At 40.0% G+C, this 24627-nt stretch carries 24 protein-coding genes; 11 read left to right on the top strand and 13 right to left on the bottom strand.

Features of this window, described 5'->3' with window-relative positions:
* Nucleotides 1-114: 114 nt before the first annotated feature.
* On the bottom strand, nucleotides 115-501 hold the full coding sequence (locus IPO83_15045; protein MBK9732569.1) for a DUF4288 domain-containing protein: 387 nt from the start codon (nucleotides 499-501) through the stop codon (nucleotides 115-117).
* Between the two features lie 91 nt (nucleotides 502-592).
* Nucleotides 593-1345, bottom strand: coding sequence for a hypothetical protein (locus tag IPO83_15040; protein ID MBK9732568.1), 753 nt, complete (start codon nucleotides 1343-1345; stop codon nucleotides 593-595).
* A gap of 496 nt (nucleotides 1346-1841) precedes the next feature.
* On the opposite strand from IPO83_15040, the gene IPO83_15035 reads away from it, so the two are divergent.
* The 3 genes from IPO83_15035 to IPO83_15025 are packed head-to-tail and all read left to right on the top strand — an operon-like array spanning nucleotide 1842 to nucleotide 2840.
* Nucleotides 1842-2504, top strand: a complete 663-nt coding sequence (locus IPO83_15035) for a DUF2306 domain-containing protein (protein ID MBK9732567.1) — start codon at nucleotides 1842-1844, stop codon at nucleotides 2502-2504.
* Nucleotides 2505-2544: 40 nt separating this feature from the next.
* On the top strand, nucleotides 2545-2688 hold the full coding sequence (locus tag IPO83_15030; GenBank protein ID MBK9732566.1) for a hypothetical protein: 144 nt from the start codon (nucleotides 2545-2547) through the stop codon (nucleotides 2686-2688).
* Nucleotides 2673-2840: a LytTR family transcriptional regulator DNA-binding domain-containing protein gene (locus IPO83_15025; protein MBK9732565.1), complete on the top strand. Its 168-nt coding sequence runs from the start codon at nucleotides 2673-2675 to the stop codon at nucleotides 2838-2840. Before IPO83_15030 ends, IPO83_15025 begins: the two co-directional genes overlap by 16 nt.
* Before the next feature lie 104 nt (nucleotides 2841-2944).
* On the opposite strand, the gene IPO83_15020 is transcribed toward IPO83_15025, so the two are convergent.
* The 3 genes from IPO83_15020 to IPO83_15010 are packed head-to-tail and all read right to left on the bottom strand — an operon-like array spanning nucleotide 2945 to nucleotide 6523.
* Complete coding sequence (locus IPO83_15020; GenBank protein ID MBK9732564.1) at nucleotides 2945-4180, bottom strand: bifunctional 3,4-dihydroxy-2-butanone-4-phosphate synthase/GTP cyclohydrolase II; 1236 nt, start codon at nucleotides 4178-4180, stop codon at nucleotides 2945-2947.
* A complete protein-coding gene (locus tag IPO83_15015; protein MBK9732563.1) occupies nucleotides 4149-5324 on the bottom strand; it encodes a glycosyltransferase in 1176 nt (391 codons plus the stop codon). The genes IPO83_15020 and IPO83_15015 overlap by 32 nt, the downstream gene beginning before the upstream one ends.
* The gene (locus tag IPO83_15010) at nucleotides 5321-6523 is read right to left on the bottom strand and encodes a glycosyltransferase family 4 protein (protein ID MBK9732562.1); all 1203 of its coding nucleotides are present in this window, start codon (nucleotides 6521-6523) and stop codon (nucleotides 5321-5323) included. Before IPO83_15010 ends, IPO83_15015 begins: the two co-directional genes overlap by 4 nt.
* Before the next feature lie 474 nt (nucleotides 6524-6997).
* Between IPO83_15010 and IPO83_15005 the strand changes: the two genes are divergently transcribed.
* Complete coding sequence (locus tag IPO83_15005; protein ID MBK9732561.1) at nucleotides 6998-8695, top strand: T9SS type A sorting domain-containing protein; 1698 nt, start codon at nucleotides 6998-7000, stop codon at nucleotides 8693-8695.
* A 54-nt stretch (nucleotides 8696-8749) separates the two neighbouring features.
* Here IPO83_15005 and IPO83_15000 read toward each other — a convergent pair whose 3' ends face one another.
* The 4 genes from IPO83_15000 to arfB form a co-directional block, all read right to left on the bottom strand.
* Nucleotides 8750-10057 (bottom strand): deoxyribodipyrimidine photo-lyase, encoded by a 1308-nt coding sequence (locus IPO83_15000; GenBank protein ID MBK9732560.1) that lies wholly within the window; start codon nucleotides 10055-10057, stop codon nucleotides 8750-8752.
* Nucleotides 10058-10131: 74 nt separating this feature from the next.
* A complete protein-coding gene (locus IPO83_14995) occupies nucleotides 10132-10965 on the bottom strand; it encodes an aminotransferase class IV (protein ID MBK9732559.1) in 834 nt (277 codons plus the stop codon).
* 112 nt (nucleotides 10966-11077) lie between these two features.
* Nucleotides 11078-12265, bottom strand: coding sequence for a homogentisate 1,2-dioxygenase (locus IPO83_14990; protein MBK9732558.1), 1188 nt, complete (start codon nucleotides 12263-12265; stop codon nucleotides 11078-11080).
* Between the two features lie 85 nt (nucleotides 12266-12350).
* Nucleotides 12351-12758, bottom strand: coding sequence for an aminoacyl-tRNA hydrolase (gene arfB, locus IPO83_14985; GenBank protein MBK9732557.1), 408 nt, complete (start codon nucleotides 12756-12758; stop codon nucleotides 12351-12353).
* A gap of 201 nt (nucleotides 12759-12959) precedes the next feature.
* Here arfB and rplU point away from each other — a divergent pair, with 201 nt between their 5' ends.
* Nucleotides 12960-13259 (top strand): 50S ribosomal protein L21, encoded by a 300-nt coding sequence (rplU, locus tag IPO83_14980; GenBank protein ID MBK9732556.1) that lies wholly within the window; start codon nucleotides 12960-12962, stop codon nucleotides 13257-13259.
* 42 nt (nucleotides 13260-13301) lie between these two features.
* The gene (rpmA, locus tag IPO83_14975) at nucleotides 13302-13574 is read left to right on the top strand and encodes a 50S ribosomal protein L27 (GenBank protein MBK9732555.1); all 273 of its coding nucleotides are present in this window, start codon (nucleotides 13302-13304) and stop codon (nucleotides 13572-13574) included.
* A 66-nt stretch (nucleotides 13575-13640) separates the two neighbouring features.
* On the opposite strand, the gene IPO83_14970 is transcribed toward rpmA, so the two are convergent.
* Both IPO83_14970 and IPO83_14965 read right to left on the bottom strand, forming a co-directional pair.
* Nucleotides 13641-15356, bottom strand: coding sequence for a hypothetical protein (locus tag IPO83_14970; GenBank protein ID MBK9732554.1), 1716 nt, complete (start codon nucleotides 15354-15356; stop codon nucleotides 13641-13643).
* 425 nt (nucleotides 15357-15781) lie between these two features.
* A complete protein-coding gene (locus IPO83_14965) occupies nucleotides 15782-16900 on the bottom strand; it encodes a hypothetical protein (protein ID MBK9732553.1) in 1119 nt (372 codons plus the stop codon).
* Between the two features lie 255 nt (nucleotides 16901-17155).
* On the opposite strand from IPO83_14965, the gene IPO83_14960 reads away from it, so the two are divergent.
* The 5 genes from IPO83_14960 to IPO83_14940 all read left to right on the top strand — a co-directional run bounded on the left by IPO83_14960 (nucleotide 17156) and on the right by IPO83_14940 (nucleotide 21393).
* On the top strand, nucleotides 17156-18268 hold the full coding sequence (locus IPO83_14960) for an Mrp/NBP35 family ATP-binding protein (GenBank protein ID MBK9732552.1): 1113 nt from the start codon (nucleotides 17156-17158) through the stop codon (nucleotides 18266-18268).
* A gap of 59 nt (nucleotides 18269-18327) precedes the next feature.
* Nucleotides 18328-18576, top strand: coding sequence for a NifU family protein (locus tag IPO83_14955; protein ID MBK9732551.1), 249 nt, complete (start codon nucleotides 18328-18330; stop codon nucleotides 18574-18576).
* A 250-nt stretch (nucleotides 18577-18826) separates the two neighbouring features.
* On the top strand, nucleotides 18827-19639 hold the full coding sequence (gene pyrF, locus IPO83_14950; protein ID MBK9732550.1) for an orotidine-5'-phosphate decarboxylase: 813 nt from the start codon (nucleotides 18827-18829) through the stop codon (nucleotides 19637-19639).
* Nucleotides 19640-19833: 194 nt separating this feature from the next.
* Complete coding sequence (locus tag IPO83_14945; protein MBK9732549.1) at nucleotides 19834-21111, top strand: DUF2851 family protein; 1278 nt, start codon at nucleotides 19834-19836, stop codon at nucleotides 21109-21111.
* A gap of 66 nt (nucleotides 21112-21177) precedes the next feature.
* A complete protein-coding gene (locus IPO83_14940) occupies nucleotides 21178-21393 on the top strand; it encodes a PspC domain-containing protein (GenBank protein MBK9732548.1) in 216 nt (71 codons plus the stop codon).
* A gap of 389 nt (nucleotides 21394-21782) precedes the next feature.
* Here the strand turns inward: IPO83_14940 and IPO83_14935 are convergent, their stop codons facing one another.
* Complete coding sequence (locus tag IPO83_14935) at nucleotides 21783-23576, bottom strand: T9SS type A sorting domain-containing protein (GenBank protein ID MBK9732547.1); 1794 nt, start codon at nucleotides 23574-23576, stop codon at nucleotides 21783-21785.
* 140 nt (nucleotides 23577-23716) lie between these two features.
* Nucleotides 23717-24427, bottom strand: coding sequence for a response regulator transcription factor (locus tag IPO83_14930; protein ID MBK9732546.1), 711 nt, complete (start codon nucleotides 24425-24427; stop codon nucleotides 23717-23719).
* Nucleotides 24428-24627: the final 200 nt, after the last annotated feature.

Genomic DNA, 24627 nt, shown 5'->3' with positions numbered 1-24627 from the left:
AAGTTGGCAAGATGATTTTTTATATGGCCATGAAATTAAGCAAAGCTGAAGATGCACCGGATGTCTTACAATTGATTTTCACTTTCTGACCTTTCGGCAACAGCTATTGGTGTTTTAAACTTCAACACCTTCTGCATTAGCAAAGCTGAAATCTGAAACAGCATTTCCTTTACCTACGCTGAGTTTCTGTGATTTAACGGTGATCATGTTTGTATAAGCTTCCGCATCTTCCGGTTCCTGTATTCTTGCAAATAATTCAGCTCCATCGCTTAATGCTCCGAAAGGATGTAATTCCGGAACACCAATAAATTTCCATTCCACCAGTTTCTTCTCTGAATTGTAAAATGCATCTTGTTCAAATTTTCCAATAGCACATGCCTTTTCATACGCCTTGCTTTCACTTGACGCTGCTATCAATCTCAACTGTTCATCAAACTGCGCCTGGTGGAGGCCATCACCACAAATAATCCTGAAAACTATTTTTGCGAGGTACCAATTCATATTCATTTTTTTTGCTATTAAAATTATCGGTTGAATGTGGTTGCGATGAATCGTTTTGGATTCATCGCCACATGATATTTTCCGGCAACAATTATTTTGAATAACTGCGAATCTCTATTCCGCCAAGAATCGCCGTACCTTTTAAAACCAATATCTTATCGGGGTCAATGTCAGATGCAATCACTGAACGTTTGTCTTCAATTCCTCCCAAAACAGAAACAAGCTCTGACTTCAATTCCCAATTGCCAGGTATAATCAATTTCGTACCACCCAGTATCGCTGTTACTTCCAATACCGCCCTACCGTTAATATTGGCCTGACTCAGGTCAATTTCACTACCACCAAAGATGCTGACCACATCGCCGCCTTTAAAATTCTTTGACAGTATAACCTTTTTGATACCACCGAACACTGACGTAGTATCTACAAAATCATCATCTGTGGAAGACTCTTGCCTGAACGATGAGGTAACTCCCGGGGCGGAAATGCCTTCATTTGCAATTTCATCTTTCCAGTAACGACGACCGCGAGGTTTAATCATGAGCCAAACACCTAAAATGATAATGAGTACAGGCCACAGATAATGACGCAATGCCAGATCAGGGAACAAATCTTCCAGCATAAATGCACCGCCAATCATAATCATTACCAGCCATGAATTTCCTCTGAAATGATTTTGTATTCCTATCCCAATTCCAAGAACAATTAAAAATGTTTTCCAACTGAATAACCAATAAGGAAGCTCTGTTCCCATTGCTTGCATTAACCAGCCAATGCCAACTAATAAAAGCAACAAACCCAACCAGATATTGTTGTTTCCCCTTTTCAATTCATTATTTTCCATGACTTTCATTTTTTTTCTGCAAATCTAACTATGGTGTAAGCGCTGGACAATTGATATTGGGCAGAATGACTTCTATAGTCGGTGAACATGGGTATTTTTTCGGTGAATGAGCGATAGTGTAACAGTAAATCACGCTGCAGCATAACGAAAATAATTACCGATGGATTAATCGTTTTATTTATTGTAATGTTCCTTGCTACGTTTCGTCCCTCCTAATCTACGCTTCATCGTATTTCAATTAATTTCCGAACAATCATGATTGATCTTTGATGCATCAAAAATATAAGTACATGCCAGAGAAAATGCACACGCTATTAATGGAACCAAATTGGAGAGACCATGTGGAACCAACACTGCTTTTAATCAGCATTATGTTTTAAACTTCCCCGGTGGCAAAGAATTTTTAGCAGGCAAGAAGAAAAACGCAATTGGGATTATCTGAAATCTTTTCCAAATCATTGCTTACACATCTCTCACACTTTCTAACTTTGTTTCCATGCAGTCACCGATAACACCCGCTCTTATCATTCACATCGCAGCAGGATCCGTTGCTCTGCTAACCGGATTATTGTCCATATTGGCAAAGAAAGGACGTAAAGTGCATCGCACAAGTGGCAAAATTTATTTCTGGTGTATGCTTATAGTTGCTTTTTCCGCTGCATACATGTCGCTCCTTTATGATCTCAGTTTCTTTTTAATGCTTTCAATGTTCGCTTTTTATTCCACTTTTGCGGGCTATCGTGCAATCAGGAATAAGTCACGCAAAGCAGACTGGCTGGATTGGCTGATGGTGGGCAGTGCAATTGTTACCTGTGGCTTCATGATAACTTCAGGCAGTATTATTCTCATCGTATTTGGTTCCATTTTCGGATTTTTATCCATCTCTGACGCAAAAGATTTTTCCCAAAAAGAACCCTTCACCATAAAAAGTAAACGATGGCTTGCGGTGCACATTTCAAGAATGATGACCGCATATATTGCAACCACTACAGCTTTTGTGGTGGTAAACCTGAGTGAGGCAGTTCCCAAAAACCTGAATGTTGTTGTTTGGCTGGCCCCTACTGCATTACTTACGCCACTCATTTTCTTCTTTATCAATAAATACATGAACAAGAAAAAAGCGACACCACTGCCCGCTGAAATTTACAATGGATCATAATAATACTTTGTTTGACAAACCGCATTCATAATCATCGCCTTTGAAACCATGGACCTATTCACTTATTGGATTTGTGCTGATTGTCTCACTGGCCATGTTCATGAATTTTGTTGCTGCCGATTACACTGCGCAGGAATTGGTAGTGGAAACAATGTTTACCGCCTTCATATGTGGAGCTACCTGAATCGTCAGTACATTGCTTCCTTCGATGCTATTGGAAATATTTTTTCGCACCTCAATGGAAAACTGAAAGTAAAGGTGAAAGGATTGGAGCATGAAGATTTATTCGTAAGCCGCGAACGCGCTCCGGAATTTAAAGAGTGGCTAGATAGGTGAATGGTGAATGGTCATTGATCATTGGTCATTGGTCATTAATTCACTTCATCGGCATATCGGTAAATTAATTTCACCGGCACATCACTTTTTCCGAACATTCCATATCATTTCAAAATCTCATGCCCCATCTTATCCCGTTTCGTTTGTAAATACTTTACGTTAAACGGATTTGATATTTGTTCTATGGCCACATTTTCAACGATCTCCAATCCATAACCTCTTAGGCCTGCACGTTTTTTAGGGTTATTGGTCATGAGCCGGATTTTGCTTACACCCAGATCACGCAATATTTGCGCACCAACTCCATAATCACGATCATCCATACCAAAGCCGAGTTGGAGGTTCGCTTCAACAGTATCCAATCCTTGTTCCTGTAATGCATATGCTTTCAGCTTATTCAATAATCCGATTCCCCTGCCTTCCTGATTCATATATAGTACAATACCCTTTCCTTCTTTCTCCACCATATACATCGCGTCATGCAACTGGCCTCCGCAGTCGCAGCGTTTTGAGCCGAATACATCACCTGTTAAACAGCAGGAATGAACACGCACCAAAACAGGTTCAGATTCTTTCCAGGTTCCTTTGACTAATGCAAGGTGAACATCACCTGTACTCCGTTGAGTGTAGGCATGCAACTTAAAAACTCCCCAATCGGTGGGCATATCCACGGCCACTTCTTTCTGAATCAGCGATTCCATTTTTAACCGGTATTCAATCAGATCTTTGATGGAAATTATTTTCAGGTTGAATTTCTTTGCCACTTTCATGAGTTGCGGCAGCCGTGCCATGGTGCCATCATCCTGCATTATTTCAACCAACACTCCTGCGGGTTCAAATCCTGCGAGTCGTGCCAGATCCACCGTCGCTTCTGTATGTCCTGCTCTGCGCAATACACCACCGGAAAGGGCTTTTAAGGGGAAAATATGGCCGGGCCTGCCGAGTTCCTCAGGCGTTGTGGAGGGGTCAATTAATGCTGCAATAGTTTTTGAACGGTCAAAAGCAGAAATTCCTGTAGTTACACCCTTTCCCAATAAATCAACGGAAACAGTAAATGGAGTCTGATGCAGGGCAGTATTATCGCCTACCATCAGGTTAAGTTTCAGTGCCTCACATCGTTCTTCGGTAAGCGGAGTGCATACCAATCCTCTTCCCTCTTTTGACATAAAGTTGATGACTTCCGGCGTCGCATTCCGGGCAGCGGTAATAAAGTCGCCTTCATTTTCGCGATCTTCATCATCCACTACAATAATCAGTTTCCCGTTTCTTATCTCTTCAATAGCCTCTTCAATCTTATCGAGTTGAAAACTATTGGTTCCGTTCTGTTGGTTTCCAGACATTGTTTGTTACTCCGGTTAAATAGTTAAAAAAGCCCTTAAGCAATGCGGCATTCATAAGGTAAAAATGGCTGACGTATCGCAGAGCAGAAATGTGGATGTTCATCAGACGCAACATTGCATCGAGTAAAGGAACAGTAAAGAGCAGTGTTTGTATCCAGAAAAAAAATTTGTAAAAATCATTCTCTCTCCATAAAACAAAGCTACTAAAATAGGTGATCATCAGTAAGAAAGGTCCGATCCACCGAATCACTTTGTGCGACCAAAAAGCAAACGCTACTCCTCCATTCCCGAAAGATAATAACCCTTTAAATCGTGAAAGGTTCTGAAAGTTGCCTGTAGCGATCCGCACTTTTCGCCTGAATTCTTCCCGCACTTTATTGCTTACATCTTCTGTGCATGTAGCATTCATTTCACAAATCGCTTTGCCATTTTGTTCAAACACATGCATGGTTACATAAAAATCATCTACAATAAAATCGGGTGGTGTAGGAACAAAAAATTCTTTCCGGATAGAAAAACATCCACCAAAAGCACCCATCATGGCACCCCAAAGCATTCCTTCCTGGTACTTCATTCTGTTTTCATTAAATAAATAATCCCGTTCCTGCCTTGATATACCATCAGCCTTTATAGCAGGATTCAAAATGTTTCCTCCAACCAAAGCAATTTTTTGATTTTTATAATGCTTTACCAACTCATAAAGTGTATCCTTCCTAAAATAAACATTGGCATCTGTGAAAACCAAAATCCCGGCTGAAGCTTTCTGTGCAAGTTCATTCATGATATTGATTTTCCCCATCCGGTTTTCAAAACGCGTCAGTTTGATCTGCGGGTATAGTTTTGAAAATCTGCCAATGATTTCTTCGGTTGTGTCTGTTGATTGATCAGAACCGATCAGCCATTCAATTTTTTCAATTGGATAGCCGGTGTGAAAAATGGATTCTATTTTCTGTGCTATAACTTTCTCTTCATTGTAAACTGCCAGCAGGATAGAGATAAATGGAAGGCTTTCATCTTCTGTTTTATAAACTTCTGTCAGTTGAGATTTACCCATTGACAGCAACTGAAGAATAATAGGATACAAAAGATACGTATGCAAAAGCAAGAAGGCAGCACACCAGAAAATGACCTGCAAAATAATCACGCAAGCAATGATTTATAAAATGCAAGCAACTCTTTTACGATTACCTTATTGTTGAACCTGTTTTTCACAAACGTGCGACCGTTTTCTGCAATGGTGCTGCAGAAATCAGGTTCTTTCAGGCAACGCTTTATCTGCCGTGCAAAAGCATCGGCATCATCTGCAATCAAAATATGTTCTTCATTTACAGCATCAATGCCTTCCACTCCTATTGTGGTAGAAATTACGGTTCTTCCCTCTGCCATGGCTTCAAGAATTTTAACTCTTATACCACTTCCGGAAAACAAAGGCACCACCATGATATTTTTAGAATGTATAAATGCGCGTGAATTTTCTACTTCGCCTACCATTTCCACATTCTGATAATTCTTTTCAGGAAAATCCGGCGGAAAATTCCTTCCTGCCACAAAAAATTTCGCGTTCGGAAACTGGCTAAGCACTTTTGGCCAAACTTTTTCCAAAAACCATTCAATGCCTTCACGGTTGGGTAACCAGTCCATCGATCCGATGTAACAGACGGATGGATTTAAAGCATCAGGCTCTGGTTCTTCAGATGTACCATTCAGATTCATTCCAACCTGACTGGTGTGTATAGGCAATTTACATCCGAGTTCCACAAATCTTGCAGCATCCACTTCCGAAATGGGTACGAGTGCATCACATGAATTGAGGTGATAGATTTCAAATTCCTTCATTCGGGCCGCCAATGATTGCAGATACCATTTCTTGGCGCCCGGTTTTGCGATCTTTGAATTTCGCTCCCAGATTAAATGTTCAATGTTATGAGCTCGCAATACGATTTTCGCTTTCGAAAATTTACGTACGGATAATAAATATGGTAAAAGGTACAACCCTTCCAGTTGAACAATATCAAAATCATTCTCACGAAGTATAGCTGAAAGCAACCTTTCAAAATCAGGAGATACAAATCGCTGTATGTTGTATGAATCGCCCGTAAACAATGTTCGTAACGCATCCCACCAATTGACATCTGTGTCGAGTAATACAGAATGAAAATCCGCAAACTCCTGGTTTTCAACCGGTAATTCATCAGGTGGAAAAAAATGTTTTTTGGTGTTGATTGCTGCCACGGTCACTTTCTGTCCCGCTTCATAAAAACCACGGGTAAGTTGGTGAATAGCAATCACCTCTCCATCGCGGAGCGGATACGGGAATTTTTTACAAACCTGAAGAATGCGCAAGCAGGATCATGTTTTAGCGGTGCAAAGTTATATTTTGCCACCAGCATTTGAAATCCTGCTAAGTGAATGTGCTTATTTTTCTGTTTGGTGGGTTATAAATGGACGTCTGGTATGAACTGATTGCATTTAAAATAATCAACTTGTGTTATGATGGTTAGAAAATAATTCACGAATCTTATCAACATTTTTTCCACCACAACTCCATCAATTCTGAACAGGAACTATCACTACGTTCGTCCATTTTCTTGTAAGCTTTTTATGGCTTGTCTGTATAAATAGCAGGTAAATAACTGTTCAAATAATGGGGAGCAGATTACAGGGCGGCTTTTCAGTCTCCTTCTCTTTTCATATGTCAATTACAAAAAGTTTCACTCAGCTATTTTTATGTTGATAACCTATGAAAGTCATGCATCCGCATTATTGCAAAGTCTCTGATTCCATTATATTTGATTTTGTAAAAACCCATACTGATAAATGATAAAATTTTATACTTCCTCCGCATTGCGGTTTCCTTTTCTCCTTTTATTACTTGCAAATCTTTTGATATTCAATCAGTCTTCATCAGCACAGGCATTTGTGTGGGTTAAGTCATATGGTGGAGTACAAAAAGACAAAGGAAAAGATTTAAGTGTCGATCAATTCGGAAATCAATACCTCACCGGCCTCTTTCAAAATGAGCTGACCATGGGAAGCACTGTTCTGCATGCTGTGGGAGGTGCAACTGATCAGGATATATTTGTTTCAAAAACAGACATTGATGGCAATGCTGTTTGGGGTCATAGTTTTGGAAGTGGTATAAATCTTAGTGATGACTTAGCATTTGGACTGAATACCAATGACAACGGTTTCTCTGCAGTTACCGGCAAATGTTTTGGCTATGTTAAGATGGATAATGGTGATTCATTGTCCGGATCAGGATTGGAAGATATGTGGTTGGTAACCTATGATCCTGATGGAAATCTGAACTGGGCAAAAATTGGTGGCGGAGTAAGTGATGATGTGGGCAGCGCGGTATATGTAGACAATGATCAAAATGTGTATTGCACCGGAAATTTCGAGGGTGATATGAATTTTTATGGCGATAGCATGATGTCAGTTCCTAATGGCAAAAGTATGTTTTGCGCAAAATATAATTGGGGCGGCGAATTGCTATGGGTTTACACTTTCAGTTCCAGCGGCGGCGTTCAGGTACATGATATCCTGGTAGATCCTTCAGGCAATATATATATGTCAGGAAATTACAAGCATACTGTGTCATTTGGTGATTATGAATTTACCTCGTTGGGCGACAATGACGGATACATAGTTAAAATGACGCCTGCCGGCGAAGTGCTGTGGGCAACTACTTTCGGTTCAGATATTCCTTATAGTGATGAAGCCGGTGCTACCATTTCACTCGATGATGCCGGTAACTGTTATGTGGCCGGAGTTTTTGCAGGTAATTGTATTTTTAATGGTGGACAATTAACTACCAACAGCTTAAAGAATGTGCTGGTGGCAGCATATGATATTGATGGTAATTTTTTATGGGCTAATGCGATAAAAGGCGGAGCAGGTGCAAAATTCAGTCCTGTGACACTTTCAATCAGTGTTGAAGAAAATATTTTGGTCAGCGGAATGTTTACCGGAGTTGATACCATCGGATCAGTAGTCCTGGAACCCTATACCAACACTGATTCCGCAGATGCATTCATTGCATCTTTAAACCTGATGGGCGATGTTAACTGGGCTATTCATGTAGGCGGTGATGGAAATGATGGCGCATTTGGCATTGCCGGCAATGGTTCTGCGTTTGCATTTGCTACCGGTAACTATCGTGAAGCCGCGCAATTCGGACCTAACAACCTCCTTTCAAATGGGGTTTCTGATATCTGGATTGCAAAATTTCAGAAGAATACGGTAACTGCATCAAGCACTTACATTCCAACGGTTCAGACCTTTCAAACTTACCCCAATCCATTCAGAGAACAACTTACAATTGACATTCCGATGAAAACAACCGACCTCATTGTATATAATCAATTCGGTCAGGTAGTTTATCGCCGGACAATTTCGAGTGGTGAAAGACAGATCAATCTGGATCTTTCAGTACCTGCCGCGGGTATTTATACCGTTCAATTGAAAGGTGAATATGGTGTTCACACCGGCTTAATTGAAAAGCAATCTTACTAAACACTGCGACCACTTCAGGTAGCAATGAAATGATCTTTGTAAGTTTTGATTGTGCTAACTACGTTTCAATGCCACTTTATAAGCATGGAGGGTTCGCTCCCTTGCTTGTTTATGATCAAGCATTGGAAGCGGATAAGTTAACTCTGTAAACTCGGGTACCCACTTTCTTATGTAGTTAAATTCGGGATCAAATTTCTTCGCTTGTTCTGTTGGATTGAATATTCTGAAATAGGGTGCTGCATCCACTCCTGTTCCTGCTGCCCATTGCCAGCCACCATTGTTAGAAGCGAGATCGTAGTCCAATAATTTTTTGGCGAAGTATGCTTCACCCCATCTCCAGTCAATTAACAGATCTTTGGTAAGAAAGCCTGCTGCGATCATTCTTACACGGTTGTGCATGAAACCTGTGGCATTCAATTCGCGCATTCCCGCATCCACAATCGGAAAACCTGTTTCACCGTTGCACCACTTTTCAAATTCCGTTTCATTATTGCGCCAGGCTATCAAGTCATATTCGCGCCTGAAAGAATGGTGAATCACCTGTGGAAAATGCCAGAGGATCATCTGATAAAACTCCCGCCATATCAATTCATTCAGAAATTTTTCACTGAGTGATTTTGCATGCCGTGTCAATTCCCTGATACTGATCGTTCCAAAACGCAGGTGCACACTCAATCTTGATGTGCCGTTAATGCCTGGAATGTCACGCGTTTTATAATAATTAAGGATCAAATCATCACCCACAAAATCCGGTGGAAATTGTGCATCGGTCTTTTCAAATCCCATGTCCTTCAATTCCGGAATGGAAACAGGAGACTTAGAAAGATAATTACCCTCGTATTTTTTTACCGGGTAACTTTCCAGGTAAAAATTATTGAGTTTCTCTTTCCATTTTCTGCTATAAGGTGTCCACACTACGTAGGGCGTTCCATCATCCTTCAAAAGTTCCTCCTTTTCAAAAATCACCTGATCTTTAAATGTTTGGAATATAATTCCTTTCGAAAACAATAATGAACGAATCAGTTCATCGCGCTCTTTAGCATATGGTTCATAATCATGATTGGTAAAGACTGATTTGATATTGTATTCAAGTAATAAATCATTCCATACATTTTCGGGTTTTCCGTATTTCACAATAAGGGTACTGCCCAATTCCGATAACTTTGATTGAATACGATGTAATGCCTGATGGATAAAATGTACCCGTATGTCTGACTTGTCTTCCAGTTGGTCCAGTATTTCCGTATCAAAAATAAATACCGGCAATACTTTGTCAGCTGATTTTAATGCATGAAACAAGCCTGCATTATCATGAAGCCGCAGGTCTCTGCGAAACCAGAAAACAGAAATGGGTTGTAGCATCAGCGAAGTTGAGAGATCAGAAGTAAGTATGAAGTATTGAGCTGTTATTGTCTTTCAGCGTCAACCTTTGAAAATCACTGTTTTGATAAAGATTTTAATAACAGTTGAAAGACTTTCTTTGTTTGAGAAGTGGTAAATTTCTTTTTCCCGAAAATGGTAACCGGCTGAATACCCCAACCCACATTCGTAATAAACACTTCATCTGCTAATAACAAAGATTCCGGAAGGATTGATTTTTCCTGAAATGAAAAATTACGCTCAGCAAAAATTCTTAACAAGTGTTTCCTCATTACACCGTCAATGCAACCATCTGAAAGTGGTGTTGTGAAAATGTTTCCTTGGTTAATCCAGAATATATTAGATGAAATGGCATCTGTTACTTTTCCGAAAGAATTGAGTAGCAGACAATCATCCAACTGGTTTTCATTGCGATACATGGCAGCCAAAACATACGGCAAAGCATTCATTGATTTGAAAAAGGAAATGGATGAAAAGTTTTTAGGTACCTCATTAAAGATTCCCAACTCAAATTTGTCCTCGTTCCATTTGAAGCCATCATCCAACGGCATCACCTGTATGAAATATTCCGGCTGCTGTAGCTGTGGTTCGTATAATCCACCACCGCTTCTGAAGATGCTGATGCGGACTCTTGCATTTCCACCCATCTCTTCTTTAATTGCAAGATCCATTATCTGTTTATGAAAAAAGAACGCGCCATAATGATCAGGAATTTCAATTTTTAAAGCTTTCATTCCAGCCATCATACGCTGGAGGTGATCATCAAAAAATAACATTTCACCCTCATGAATACGTATGCTTTCAAACAAGCCATCACCATAACTCATTGCCCGGTTGAGCGGAAAAACAGCAACATTGACAGGATAAATACGGCCGTTATAATTGATCATTGGGTTCGCACGCATTGCGTTCGCTATTCCTTTATTTTGACAAGCATACCTACTTCGACAAGAGTGAGAAAAACCTCTTTTTTACCTGCGTGAGAGAGCGATAAACAAAGCTCTATGCAATCAAAAGAGAGTCCCTGTCCTTATCACTGATCCACGACATGTAGTAGTCCTTGTCTTCAATTGCAACCGCTTCTTCAGTCATCAGCAAAGGGTGGAATGTGTCAATCATCACCGCAAGTTCTTTCGTTTCTTTTGCACCTATACTTTTCTCAACCGTTCCGGGATGCGGGCCATGCGGAATACCACCTGGATGAAGCGTTATCATTCCTTTAGTCACCTTTTTGCGGCTCATAAAGTCACCATCCACATAATACAATACTTCATCTGAATCGATATTGCTGTGATTGTAAGGTGCAGGAATTGCGAGCGGATGATAATCGAATAGCCGGGGCACGAAGCTGCACACTACATAATTTCTTCCTTCAAATGTCTGGTGCACAGGAGGTGGCTGATGAACGCGACCCGTGATCGGTTCAAAATTATGAATAGAAAATGCCCATGGATAATTGCATCCATCCCAACCTATAACATCAAACGGATGGTAGAGATAATGATAAGGATACATCATCCCATTCTTGCGTATGTAAATGAGAAAATCACCTTTTTCATCATGGGTCTGAAGGTCCTTTGGAACCTTGATATCCCTTTCGCAAAACGGAGAATGCTCCAGCAACTGACCCACTTCATTCAGGTATCTTTTTGGGGGTACTATTGGACTGAAAGATTCCATAACGAGTAACCGGTTATTTTCATCGTTAAAATGAATCTGGTAAACAGTTCCACGCGGAATGATGAGGTAATCACCATATTCAAAATCAATATTTCCATACATGCTTTTCAAGGTGCCTGATCCAACATGCACGAAAATCATTTCATCGGCATCCGCATTCTTGATAAAATATCCGTTGGTAGATTTTCTGGGTGCAGCCAGCGCAATATGAATATCACTATTCGCAAGTACATACTTCCTGCTCTTTAAGTAATCATCCTCCGGAAGGACATTAAATCCCTGGTAACTCCGGTGGAGCATCTGTTTCGGTGCGAGCAACTTCGGTTCAACAGAAAATGGTTCATCAACCGATTTGATGATGGTGGGCGGATAGTGATGGTACAAAATCGAATAAGTGCTTGCAAACCCCTCTGTAGAAAACAGTTGTTCTGAGTATAATTCTCCGTTTGGTTTACGGAATTGGGTATGGCGTTTCGGCGGCACACTTCCTAAAGAATGATAGTATGGCATTGTATGAAATTTGGAATATCAAAGGTAGAGATTGAACGTCAGATTGACACTGATATCACCTTTTTAATTCAGGCCCAAATCCACATCAGTCATCAAATTTTTTAATTCTTAATTGCTTCTTCTCAGCATTTTTTCTTTTGTAGTCAAGCCGTTTGGCTTTAGCCGCAGCAGAAGGTTTCGATTTCACACGCACTTTCCTTTTCTTAAATGCATTCGTAATCAATTCATCAAACTTCGCCAGGGCAATTTTCTTGTTACTGATCTGCGAGCGACTTTCCTGAGAATCTACCATTAACCTTCCTTCATTACTGATCCGGTTTCCCAGTTTCACAATGAGCATTTTTTTTTGTTCTTCATCCAGCACAATTGAATGGGAGACATCAAAATACAACTCCACTTTCGAAGCCACCTTGTTAACGTTTTGCCCACCTTTGCCGCTACTCCTTACGGCTTTAAATACTAACTCGGCATGCAGAAGGGCAGGATCAAACATAATGGTGCAAATAAATAAAAAAAGCTGCCTGTTTAATACAGGCAACCTTTAAAATGGAAATTTCCTGCTGTTTCGCTGTAAAAATTACCAGCATCCACTGTCTCAGACAGCATTCTGCGTCCGGAAGAATTTTGCTTCCGCTATTTTGATTTACAGCCGGAAAGTTTATCTTTGCAGCCCTTAATCTAAATTTTCAGGCTCATGTACGCGATTGTAGATATTGCTGGTCAGCAATTCAAGGTGGAACCAGGTAATGAAATCTTCGTCCACCGCCTTCAGGGCAATGCAGGTGACAAGGTGGAATTTGATAAAGTTTTGGTTCAATTGGCAGAAGGTGGTATTGTAAAGAATATCAAGGCGCCGGTTGTTTCCGCAACTATTCTCGACCATCTTAAAGGTGATAAAGTAATTGCCTTCAAAAAGAAACGCCGTAAAGGTTATAAACGCAAAGTTGGTCATCGCCAGGCGTTTACAAAGATTAAGATTGATACGATAGCTTAAAGATTACCATCAACCAACTTTAAACCCGAAAATTTACTTGTCATGGCACATAAAAAAGGTGAAGGCAGTTCCAAAAACGGACGTGATTCGCATGCACAACGACTTGGTGTAAAAATTTACGGCGGTCAGGCTGCCATTCCAGGAAATATTATTGTTCGCCAGCGCGGCACCAAATTCTGGCCAGGACTTGGCGTTGGTTTGGGAAAAGACCATACTATCTTCGCTAAGGTGAAAGGCATTGTTGAATTCCGTCGCAAACGCGATGAACGCAATTATATCAGTGTGATTCCTGTAGAAGAAAAACAGGTCAATTAATTAAAAAAACCTCTTTCATAAAAGCTCCTCATGGGAGCTTTTTTTATTTAATGAATGGCTTATACTTCATTTTCCGGTAAAGTAATTCGCGATAGCCTGGTTTAGTTTATGGTGCTTTTGAAATTCAAGCACATACTTCCATTCACTGCCACTTGATTTCAACAAAATCAATTTCACCAAGGCATCTTTTTCTTTTTTGTTCCATGATTTAAAAGGAGGTGAAAGCAACAGTAACAACATTGAAAAATTCTGAAGACTCTTCTTTATCGAAGAGAAATCAATCTGCCTGATTTTCAACCCAAGAAATTCCACACCAAATAGAATTGCTTCCTTTTCCGCCTTCGTCCGGTTGCCGTTAAACCGGTTATTAATCATCTTACTTATTCCATCACTGATCCTTAAAACATCCAGGTCATGATTTCCTGTTTCATTCAGGCTCAATTCCATAGCTGACACAGCTAATTTCTGTAATACCTGCAACGGTGTGCGATACTCTTTATTCAATTGTATCTTTTTGTATTCTGAGTTAGCAAGTTCTTTCATCTTCTTATCTATAGGAATAAATCCAAAACGGTAATAAAACCAAAACGCACCGGACTTTAATCCTTCAGTATTCTTATATCCTATCTGGTAAGGTTCAATAATGAAACGATGGATTTTATAATGATGATGGTACAAACGCAACACTTGCAAAAAAAGATACGCCGATTCACCACCCCGAAAAGCTGACAGCACATTCACACCAATTTTACAACGCTGTTGAAAAATCCATCCTCCGCCATAAGCAATGGGTATCCTGTTTTTAAAAGCCATATAACCGATATAAGAATCAAATGGCAGCCGGCGGTTCGTATCCATAGGATATAAGGCAATTGAAATTCCTTTTCCCATCTCAAAGTATTCGACTGCCTGTTGGTCAGCATAAGTGGACGGATCTGTCTCTCGTTCGAGCATGCCAAGTATGCCGCGCGATACGGTTACCAGTTCCGTCTTTTCCGTCAAAGAAATCCTGACTGCTTTTTCCAAAGGTTGAATAATAATTTTTGAAGCAACCAATAGCCTTTTGAATTCAAGCTTTTGATAATAGATCTTTGCGGGAAGTGATCGCGCATAAGTTCTTGATACACCTGTTTGATTTGTGTTCCAGGTTATATAAATTTTCAGGTTATCATATAAAAGATCGCGCAACGTGGGCGTGAAATCTCTGCATCGAAAAAGATCCGTAAGCCATTGCAAATCAGACAGTGGACTTTTTCCTTTAGCAAGAGCAATAAACTCCTCCAATGACCAGTCATTCTTTTCAAAAACTTCACGCTCTGTCTCCGGCAAAAGCAATAGCAGAATTTCTTTCATGATTTGCTTATCCGCTCCACATTCAAAAATGCTTATCTGTTCCGGAAATTGATGGGCCAGCCACGCAGTAAGATCAAAACCAAATGCAACATTTACCGGCGTAAAGGCGATTCCGGTACCGCTTAGTTGCTTTTGATTTCGCTGACTACCATTTTCAAAAATGGATCGTGCGCTGTTGGATACCCTTTCAAGTTCGATAGCCGATAGTTGAAACAGGGATTTGTTTTCCGGATATGCTTGCAAAAAGAGCAAACAATCATGGTAGGCAATTAATACCTGCATTTCATTAATTGGCCGGCTGGAAATTTTCTTCAGCAATAGCGCTTTCTGTTCTGCCCACGTTCTGCCAAACCGGTTGCTGACGCTGCGTAATTGTTTCACTTCGTCAATACTCAACGATTCACTGGTTATCTTTTTCTTCTTGATCATGCTTTACAAACTATTTGAAAAATGCTGCAAACGGAATCTGTTTACATTGCAATATCCACTATTGTATATTTCCTATCGGAAAAATAATACACCCATCCGGCAATGCAGGTATTTTTTTAATAAGGAAAAGATGCGCATTACAATTCATGTGTTGAAAGTTATTATCAAAAACAATAAGCACCTGAATACGGCATTGAGCAAAAGCAAGCTGCTTTAAAGTGATCTTACTTTGCTGAGCTTATGGGAAGAAACAACAGGAAAATAAAAAATAGTATTCGTTTTGTTTGACTAAAAAGACGCACCAGTCTCTTGGATGCGAACAATTACCCTAAACTTTTGTCACTCCTTAATAATTCGCATACAATATTTTACCACACCTCTCATTCACGGGCACATTAAACAGCCGGCATATTGGCACATCCGCATCATATCTTCAACTGCAACTGTGCAACAAACATGGTATTATTTTTTTGTGAACCTGATATCTCTTCCTTGTAATTTGTATGAACTACATTTAATTGAAGCCGTGCATCATTGTCAGGGACGAAGATAAATCCAATACCGCCGGTGATTGTATTGTATGCACCTTCGTCATTCGTAACCAGTGGATTGGTATGTTCAAATTTTCCACCGATCTCAAAAGTTTGTAAACCGGGTACATCAACATGATACCTCAATAGTGCCTGAGCAAAATACCCGTTCATCATAAAGTTCTTCATCTCCTTGCTGGAATCAGTATCACTCGAATATTTTACGTTGTTGTTCCCGCCAATGTATTCTCCTTCCAAAATTAATTTCAAATGGTCACCAAGAGGTTGCTGAAGACTGACATCTGCACCTGCTGCACCAGCAGTTACGCCTTTCTCAATAGAATTAAGCTGCCCATTTATTGCAAAACGTAAACTTTGTATGGGAGAAAACTCTACCCTTCCCACATAGTCCTTACCAAAATTCAGGTCATAATTTAATGACCGGTCGCTGCCGTTAAATACACCCGCATAATAAGTAAGAGGGGTGGTTTTTTTAAGAAAAGTACCAAATACCATCAGTCCGGGATTGTAAGAAGAATAATAATTACTCACAAATAAACGACTGGTAGGTCCACGGTCAATCATGCGCAGATCTTCATGACTGGTTAATTCATCGAACTCAAAAGGTTCTTTAAACTGACCACCGCGAACAGATAACTGATCAGCATATTTATACTCGAAGTAGGCCAACTCAATTACTTTACCAAAGGTGGTTCCGGTTGATTTCAATTCGGGCAATTGCACGCGAATTACGCCTGACCATCGGTCATTCAGCTTAATATCAGCCCGTAATTCTGCACGCCTTATTCTGAAATTAGAATAAACAGGCGTAGGTGTGATTTTCCCTTGTGCATCCACACTGTCGGTAAGTGAAGCTTCATAGCGTGCATGAAGCAGACCTTTCATTTTAATCGTAGGATTAAATGAAGATGCCGAAGTCGTTGTGCCTGTTTGTCCAAAAACTAATGTTACAGTCGAAAAAGCAATTAGTAATAGTAGTACAGCATTTTTCATGTTAAGGAAGGTTTATTAATTCGTTAAATCGGCGTAAAGATATTATTAGACTATTCTACTCTATATTACCAAATCATTAATAATACTTGAATAAAACATTAATACGTTTCCGGAATGTTTGCACTTTTAAATTAATAATCGCAGCGATAACTTTTTAACACTCAGGAATTTCAACAATGTTAACGGTCTCAGATTGCTGTCAAAACGTCGATTTTCAGCTGATTGTCCGTACATTCGCCGATGAAAATTCCCAAAATGCCTATTACGAAAGAACAAGTGCTCAAAGCGCTTAGCTATGTAGATGATCCTGACCTCGGAAAAGACCTGGTGACCCTGAATATGGTGCGCGATATTATTGTGGAAGGAAACGATGTATCATTCACTGTAATCCTGACCACGCCTGCCTGCCCGATGAAAGATGCCATACAAAAAGCATGTGAAAATGCTATTCATCACCTGATTGATAAGGAAGCGACGGTGCATGTTAACATGACTTCTGATGTAACCTCACGCAGGAAGGACAATGGTGTAGTGTTGCCCGGTGTAAAAAATATTATTGCAGTTGCGTCGGGTAAAGGTGGTGTTGGGAAATCAACAATTGCAGTAAACCTGGCAATAGGACTTGCTCAGAATGGTGCTTCGGTAGGATTGATTGACGCCGATATTTATGGTCCATCAATTCCGCTTATGCTGGATATCAAAGGGCAGCGGCCAATGGTGAAGGAAGCTGGTGAAAAGCAACTCATGATTCCTATTGAGAAATTTGGCATTAAAGCGTTATCAATAGGCTTATTAGTTGATGAAAAGCAAGCGGTAGTGTGGCGAGGACCCATGGTATCTTCAGCATTGCGGCAATTTGTGACAGACTGTGATTGGGGTGAGCTGGATTACCTGGTGATTGATCTTCCACCGGGCACCGGCGATATTCATCTTACATTGGTTCAAACCGTTCCTGTAACAGGCGCCATCATTGTTACAACTCCTCAGGATATTTCTCTTGCTGATGCAAAAAAAGCGATAGGTATGTTCAGTATTCATCCTATTAATGTTCCAATCATCGGCATAGTGGAAAACATGTCTTATTTTATTCCCGAAGGAACAGATGGGGCGCTTCCGGAAAACAAACATTATATTTTCGGTAAAGGTGGCGGACAAAAATTGTCGGAAGAATACAATGTGCCATTGCTCGCCGAGATTCCCATTGTACAAAGAATCAGGGAAGGTGGCGACGAAGGAAAACCTGCTGTATTAAGTGATGAACCTGTTAGTTCATCAGCTTTTCTGAAATTGGCCCAGAAAGTTGCACAGCATGTTGCGATCAGAAATGCTAATTTTGAATCAACCAAAGTAGTAGAAATGGCAGGTTAAAATAGACAGCAAGCAATCCATGTTAGTTCGACTTTTATGTCGAAATAAAACAATAAACAATGACCACAAAAAAGAAACACCAGGATTTATTGATCCGCGTGGAAGAATCACTTAACACGCTTCGACCCTACCTTATAACGGATGGCGGAAATATTGAAGTGATTGAACTAACGGACGACATGGTGTTAAAACTTAAACTACTCGGAAACTGTGAAGATTGTCCAATGAGTGAAATGACGATGACGGCCGGAGTTGAAGAAGCTATTAAAAGATCGGTACCGGAGATTTTGCGGGTTGAAGCCACATGAAGGGTTTGAAGGGTTTGAAGGGTTTGAAGGGTTTATAAAGTTTATAGAGTTTAGATTGTTTAGATTGTAGTTCCCGAAAGATGATAAAGGGGGCAACTGAAACAACAGATTTATATTTTTTAATTCAGTTGAATGAAACCAAACAATATAAACATTTCAAACATTTCAAACATTTCAACTATTCAAACATTTCAAACATTTCAAACATTTCAACCATTTCAAACATTTCAACTTTTCAAACCCTTCTCAGTTGACACGTAAAGATTTAACCGAGCACATCAAAAGAAAAAAATCTTTCCTCTGCATAGGTCTTGATACCGATATTGAGAAAATACCAAAACATCTTCTACATCATCCTGATCCTGTTTTTGAATTTAACAGGGGTATCATAGATGCAACAAAAGACTGTTGTGTCGCATATAAAATCAATACTGCTTTTTATGAATCGTCAGGTATAAAAGGCTGGCAAAGCATGAAGAAAACCTGGGAATATATTCCTAAAAACATTTTCACGATTGCTGACGCAAAGAGAGGAGATATCGGAAACACTTCTGCTATGTATGCCCGTGCCTTTTTCGATAAAGCACAATCGGGTTTCGGATTCGATGCATTGACAGTAGCTCCATATATGGGGAAAGATTCTGTAACTCCTTTCCTGGAGTATGATAACAAGTGGGTTATTTTATTGGCGCTGACTTCCAATGCAGGCAGCAATGATTTTCAACAACGGGAAACGGCCGGTGAAAAATTGTTTGAAGCTGTGATCCGCAAATCATTGTCATGGGGAAACGCAGACAATATGATGTACGTAGTGGGCGGTACTCACCCGGAATTATTTAAGCATATACGCACAATGGTACCTGATCATTTTTTACTCGTCCCGGGAGTTGGCGCACAAGGTGGTGATTTGCAAAAAGTTGCTGCAAATGGTATCAATGAACAATGTGGATTGCTGATAAATGTTTCCAGAGATATAATTTATGCGGATGCATCAGAGCAATTTGCAGATGCAGCAAGAAATCAATCGTCCCGTTATCAGCACGAGATGGCTGCTTTTTTATAATCGGGTGTTAAAAGATTAATCTTTCTTAACAATTGCGCACCATTGTATTTTTATAAATGCCAGCGCTTTTTAAATATTACTGCCTGTCAGTACGCATTTTCTGCAGTTATATAAACAGAGAAAAATCCGGCTGATAATTTTATCATATCGCCGGCATTTCTTAACCTTACAGTGTATTTTATAAATCTATTCTTATGACTGAAAAATTTCTGCATTATCTGTGGAGAATGAAACTCCTGAATAACCATGCACTGCTCACTTCCGAAGATGAAAAAATTTCAATCATCACCGCCGGCGAACTCAACCATGATGCGGGCCCTGACTTTCTGAATGCAAAAATCAGGATCGGGGAAACGCTTTGGGCTGGCAACATTGAAATTCACGTGAAGTCCTCTGAATGGAAAACACATCGCCACCAGGATGACAAGGCTTACGATAATATTGTGTTGCATGTGGTTTATGAAAATGATGCTCCCATTTCCAGAGAAGACGGTAGTCGCATTCCATGCCTGGAAATAAAAAATCATTTTGATACTTCCATTTATGAGCAGTACCAGGTTCTCATGAGAAGCAACACGTGGATTCCCTGTGAGCAACAAATAAATAAAGTTCCGGCCATCTTCATACAGCAATGGTTGCATCGCCTGCTGGCTGAACGAATGGAAAGGAAAATTCAACCTATCCTTTCATCCCTGCAGGAAAACCAGCAGAACTGGGAAGAAACATGCTACCAGTTTATTGCCATGGCTTATGGTGCGAGAATAAATGCAGCACCCTTTCAGATGCTTGCGAGATCACTTCCTGTAAAAGTGCTGGCGAAACATAAAAACAATTTGTTTCAACTGGAAGCACTTCTTTTCGGTACAGCAGGATTCCTGGATGAAAAATTTACAGACGACTATCCGGATACACTGAAAAAAGAATTCAGCTTCCTGAAAAAAAAATACGGATTGCAGCCACTAAAAAAGCACGCATGGAAATTTCTGCGGCTGAGGCCGGCCAATTTTCCAACCATTCGATTGGCACAGTTTGCTCATCTCCTTTTCAGGTCTTCTCATCTTTTCTCCAGAATTATTACTCCTTGTGCCACTGAAAACTACTTTTCACTATTTGAAGATGAGGCTTCATCTTATTGGGATAATCACTACCGTTTTGACAAGACATCAAAAACGAGAAAAAAAACATTTGGCAGAGCCTCTATTGAATTGTTACTCATTAATACCATTGCACCGTTTCTATTTGTATATGGCAAACTACATGGCGAAAGCAATCATTGCGATCGCGCTTTTTCCCTGCTCGAAGAATTAGGGGCTGAAAAAAACAACGTGTTGCAGAACTGGCATAGGCTGAATCTTCAAGCGAATACGGCCTTTGAATCGCAGGCATTGCTCCAGCTTCATCACAGCTACTGCAAGAACTTTCGCTGTCTGGATTGTGCAATCGGACACCAAATACTTAAGACTGCGCCTTGAATTTATCTGCCTTCATTCCACTAAAACTAACTTGATTAGTATTCGGAAAGAAAGTATTTTTGCGGAATGAACCGCGTAAAATACTTTGTGGAAGGAAGAATTTTCGGAGTTTGCAGCTACCTGGGCGACAAGCTGGGCATTGCATCTTCGTATATACGGTTATTCTTTATTTACACTGCCTTCATCACGGTAAGCTCACCTGTTATCATTTACCTGATCCTTGCATTCTGGATCAACCTTAAGAAATATATCACCAGAAAGAGAAATCCGGTGTGGGAATAACACATATTTCCGCCACATAAATTATTCACAACAATCCTTTTTATAAAACCGGCGAATACGTTTCAGCATCTTCTGAATCAGCAACAACCAACCGTTTTTTGTTTTTTTTGTTTGTATCGTGCTGTTATTCATTCAGGTGTTTTAATATTTGAAGTGTTTATGCCAACCAATAGCTAAGATACCGGATCTTGGACAGAACCTTATTAATTCATTTTAATTCCTGCAGAGGTTAGGCCATGAACCTTTCTCCTATTACAAATTCTAATATGGCTTTTGGATTCATTCATTTGCAGATCCATCAACTTTCAGGTTGATCTCTGCTCATAAAAAAAACCGCACAGCCTTAGCTGTGCGGTTTTAAAAATGAAGATCATCGGGTTCAACCTACTCTATTTGATCAACATTACTTTTTGTTCTCCTCTGTAATCACCGTTGATCATTCTTACCAGGTACATGCCTGAAGACAAATCATTCATGTTGAAATTGATGGTTTCATTGTCACTCAGCTTGTTGCCATTCATATTCACTGTGTTGATCAATCTTCCAAACATATCAAAAAGTTGCACGCTTACTGCGCCTTCTTTTACATTCAGAATTGTAACATTCAGGTAATCAGTAACAGGATTCGGCCATGCATTGATTTGAATATCTTTAACCTCTGCAATCTGATCGCCCTCCTGCATCTTCTGTCCAATCGTTATTTCAATTTTCTTTGAATGGTGTGTACAACCAATTGATGTATCTGTTACCCACACTGCGTAGGTGCCGGATTGACAAGCGCAGTAAATATTAGAATGAATGTTTCCAACTGTAGCGTCTGCGCCATTGTATCTCCAGGTATAAACGTAATTAGCATCGAAAGCTGTAGACAACCTTTTACAGGGTGCACCACAACTTGCATTGTTGGTTTTGATAGTAATCTTGGCCTTAACCTGCTCATACGCGGTAACCACAACTTCATCTGAAGCTGTGCAGCCATTTGCTGCATTAACTGTTACTGTATACGTTGTTGTTTGACCAACAGTAGTAATCGGATTGGCAATATTCGGATTGTTCAAACCCGTTGTTGGTGACCAACTGAAAGTAGCAGTTTGATCAGCACATACAGCAGAGAGCATTAATGATTTACCATGACACTTGGATGCATCGGGTCCGGCATTTACCGAAAGGCTACATGGATCGGGATGAATAACCAACGAGGTATCAAAGGCAGCTCCACATCCGTGTGCATCTGTTACGGTTAATGCATAAATACCCGGAGTAAGGTCGGCTCTGTTTGCTGTGGTTGTTCCATCATTCCAAAGGAAAGTGTAAGGCGTTGTTCCACCAGTTACGGTGATATCAATTGTCCCATCGGAGCCTCCGCCGGCTGTGGTGACACCAGTTACCATTACATTCAAGACAATTGCATCCGGTTCACCAATACTGATACTTTTTGAAACCTGGCAATCAGTTCCCCCATCGCTTACAGTTACGGTGTATGTTCCAGGTGAAAGGTCAGTTCTATCTTCTGTTATAGCTCCGTCATTCCAGAGGTAACTTACATCATTACTTTGTGCTCCGATAACTGTTAAGTCAATTGTTCCGTTGTAATCGCCATGACATGATACATCCGTCCCATTCAATTCCAATGACAAATTGCAGGTTGATCCGCTGTTGCAATCCTCATCTGTGCTCGTCTTTACACAGCTGCCATTAAAATTAGATGCTCTCAGATGCACACTCTTTGAACCACTCGGACCTTTTGCATTTAAGGTATTTGCATTATCACAAGGTTGATAGCCACCGCATTTATAAGAAATTGGTGTCGTAAAACAAGCAGGATTTGGCATAGTGAAAGATCCTGAATAAACACCACCGCTGCCTGTTGCCGTGATGCACCAGTTACCAGTATTACTATTTTGAAAGAAGATAGTAATCTCACTGCCTGAGCATTCAGTTACCCCGGCAATCGTAATATTATAGTCACCTCCTTGTATAACTTCCCAATTATCGGGGCCACCACCCTGAGCAGGAGTATAGCCAACACAAGCGCTATTGGAAGTAACGGTTACAACACCGTTGCCATTGGTGGCATATGCCTTCATATAGAAGGAGGCACTGAGAAAAATAATTGTAAAGGCTGTGAGAAAAATGCTTTGACACAGTAGATGTTTGAGCTTTAAGCTTGTAATTGTTTTCATGTTTTGTGGTTTGTTTTCGAATACCTACGTGCGAAAATGCAATCAGAGTTTTTGAACGACTCCGGCATTATACTAACCACCCCAAAAATTATACGAACCACCTTATGGCTTATACAGGCCTATCAATAGATATTTTAATCTTATCGCTTAATGACGAGTTCAGAAGGCATACGATTCAATAATTTTTCCTGATAACTTTTACCTACAGGAATAGATAGCTTCCCGATAGTGACAGAATTATTGTTGAAGGAATCGATATTGTGAAAATTAATGGCAAACGATTTATGAATACGAATGAAATAATTCTGAGGAAGTTGTTTTAATATAGTTGTTAAGTTCATAGCCACTACATGCTGAGAACTTCTTGTATATACTACTGCATAATCTTTCATGGCCTGGATATAGATGATATCATCACATTGAAGGCGATGGTATTTGCCTTCTGAACGGATAAAAACAGCATCATTGGCCAATGGTTTCTTTGACATTCCGTTAAAAAAAATGTGGGCTTTGTTGATGGCACTTTTAAAAGATTCGGAAGTAAATGGTTTAAGCAAATAATCGAGGGCGCCTACCTTAAATGCATCTAATGCAAAATCCGCATGTCCGGTAATGAATATCGTTTGTGGCTTTACATCTAGTTTGTTAAGGAATTCAAAACCATTTAAACCAGGCATATTGATATCGAGAAATAATATGTCAGGCTGGAATCTCTCAAAATAATCAAGCGCCTGAACAGGATCCGAATACGATGCGATAAGATCAAGCTCAGGCACACGACTGATCAGGTTTTGCAAAACTTTCAAACTGATAAGATCATCTTCTAATATGATGCAACTCATTGATTTCATACCTATTTCTTTGAAACTATTTAAAATTTGAGGATTTGAAAGTAAATTCACAAACAATAGGTCGATGCTACATTTTCATAATTGTGATTTCGTTAACGTATGATATTCATAATGCAGATGATAATTTGGTTCGCAAATGGAATTCATAATAAATATTATATCAAGTAAGATTCTTTCGCCTCCTGTATCAATTGATGGTG

This window comes from Chitinophagaceae bacterium (assembly GCA_016717285.1).
GTDB lineage: Bacteria > Bacteroidota > Bacteroidia > Chitinophagales > UBA10324 > JACCZZ01.
The sequence above is the reverse complement of the archived record's forward strand: the minus strand, read 5'-3'. Positions and strand labels throughout refer to the sequence as shown.

Coding starts and splice junctions, on each gene's coding strand:
- IPO83_15045 (MBK9732569.1), bottom strand. CDS start 501: ATGAATTGGTACCTCGCAAAAATAGTTTTCAGGATTATTTGTGGTGAT.
- IPO83_15040 (MBK9732568.1), bottom strand. CDS start 1,345: ATGGAAAATAATGAATTGAAAAGGGGAAACAACAATATCTGGTTGGGT.
- IPO83_15035 (MBK9732567.1), top strand. CDS start 1,842: ATGCAGTCACCGATAACACCCGCTCTTATCATTCACATCGCAGCAGGA.
- IPO83_15025 (MBK9732565.1), top strand. CDS start 2,673: ATGTGGAGCTACCTGAATCGTCAGTACATTGCTTCCTTCGATGCTATT.
- IPO83_15020 (MBK9732564.1), bottom strand. CDS start 4,180: ATGTCTGGAAACCAACAGAACGGAACCAATAGTTTTCAACTCGATAAG.
- IPO83_15005 (MBK9732561.1), top strand. CDS start 6,998: ATGATAAAATTTTATACTTCCTCCGCATTGCGGTTTCCTTTTCTCCTT.
- IPO83_15000 (MBK9732560.1), bottom strand. CDS start 10,057: ATGCTACAACCCATTTCTGTTTTCTGGTTTCGCAGAGACCTGCGGCTT.
- IPO83_14995 (MBK9732559.1), bottom strand. CDS start 10,965: ATGATCAATTATAACGGCCGTATTTATCCTGTCAATGTTGCTGTTTTT.
- IPO83_14990 (MBK9732558.1), bottom strand. CDS start 12,265: ATGCCATACTATCATTCTTTAGGAAGTGTGCCGCCGAAACGCCATACC.
- arfB (MBK9732557.1), bottom strand. CDS start 12,758: ATGTTTGATCCTGCCCTTCTGCATGCCGAGTTAGTATTTAAAGCCGTA.
- rplU (MBK9732556.1), top strand. CDS start 12,960: ATGTACGCGATTGTAGATATTGCTGGTCAGCAATTCAAGGTGGAACCA.
- rpmA (MBK9732555.1), top strand. CDS start 13,302: ATGGCACATAAAAAAGGTGAAGGCAGTTCCAAAAACGGACGTGATTCG.
- IPO83_14970 (MBK9732554.1), bottom strand. CDS start 15,356: ATGATCAAGAAGAAAAAGATAACCAGTGAATCGTTGAGTATTGACGAA.
- IPO83_14965 (MBK9732553.1), bottom strand. CDS start 16,900: ATGAAAAATGCTGTACTACTATTACTAATTGCTTTTTCGACTGTAACA.
- IPO83_14960 (MBK9732552.1), top strand. CDS start 17,156: ATGCCTATTACGAAAGAACAAGTGCTCAAAGCGCTTAGCTATGTAGAT.
- IPO83_14955 (MBK9732551.1), top strand. CDS start 18,328: ATGACCACAAAAAAGAAACACCAGGATTTATTGATCCGCGTGGAAGAA.
- IPO83_14945 (MBK9732549.1), top strand. CDS start 19,834: ATGACTGAAAAATTTCTGCATTATCTGTGGAGAATGAAACTCCTGAAT.
- IPO83_14940 (MBK9732548.1), top strand. CDS start 21,178: ATGAACCGCGTAAAATACTTTGTGGAAGGAAGAATTTTCGGAGTTTGC.
- IPO83_14935 (MBK9732547.1), bottom strand. CDS start 23,576: ATGAAAACAATTACAAGCTTAAAGCTCAAACATCTACTGTGTCAAAGC.
- IPO83_14930 (MBK9732546.1), bottom strand. CDS start 24,427: ATGAAATCAATGAGTTGCATCATATTAGAAGATGATCTTATCAGTTTG.